This window comes from Oleiphilus sp. HI0066, from assembly GCF_001635725.1.
Genome location: NZ_LWFH01000712.1, coordinates 1 through 901, shown reverse-complemented (window position 1 = coordinate 901; position 901 = coordinate 1). Strand labels below are relative to the sequence as shown.

The following is a 901-nucleotide window of genomic DNA, read 5'->3' as shown; positions in this document are numbered from 1 at the left end:
CTACCATCTCAATACCCAAGAAGAGGCTGAACAGAGAGATTATCAAAATTTTGGTAAAGCCTTTGCGGGTAGCCTGGAAGAGTACGAGAAAAAGTTTGGGACGCGCGGAGTGGTGCATGCGCTTGCGACCGACATCTATGATGCAACGGAAGACCCTCGCTTCGGTGTGGTTGGAAAACAGACTATCGAAGATACCGGACCATTGACTCGTGAGCGAATGAAAAACTTTGATGCAGGTGAAGTGATTCCGCGCACGTTTGAATTTATAAAAAATGCGAAGGAAGCGGAGGAGCCATTTTTCGTTTGGATGAATACCAGCCGAATGCATCTATACACGCGTATCGATACTGAATGGTTGAATAAAGTTGAGAAGTATACTTCGGAATCCGATTACCACGGCGCTGGAATGATGCAGCATGACCATGATATTGGTCTTGTGCTCGATTGGCTGGACGAGCAAGGTCTCGCAGAGAATACCATCGTTGTTTACTCTACAGACAATGGCCCTGAGCATAGCTCATGGCCTCATGGCGCCACCACACCCTTTAGAGGTGAAAAGATGACGACATACGAGGGTGGCGTGCGTGTGCCAACAATGGTTCGCTGGCCGAATAAAATCAAAGCCGGTACCAAGCTAAATGGTATTCAAGCGCATCAAGATTTATTTACCACTCTAGCTACGGCCGGCGGTGTGCCTGACGTCAAAGAGAAAATGATCGAGCAGAAAAAACAGTATATTGATGGTGTGAACAACCTTGATTACTGGATGGGGCTATCCGATCATTCTGAACGAAATCACTTGTTCCATTATTACGAAAGTAAACTAACTGCAGTGAGAATGGGACCGTGGAAATTTCATTTCTCAACGAAAGAGGATTACTACTCTAACGTGATTCCGCGA

At 46.2% G+C, this 901-nt stretch carries 1 protein-coding gene; it reads left to right on the top strand.

All coding sequences use genetic code 11. The features are described 5' to 3' along the window. A partial coding sequence (locus A3738_RS08835; RefSeq protein ID WP_156504120.1) for a sulfatase-like hydrolase/transferase occupies nucleotides 1-901 on the top strand: 901 nt, incomplete at both ends.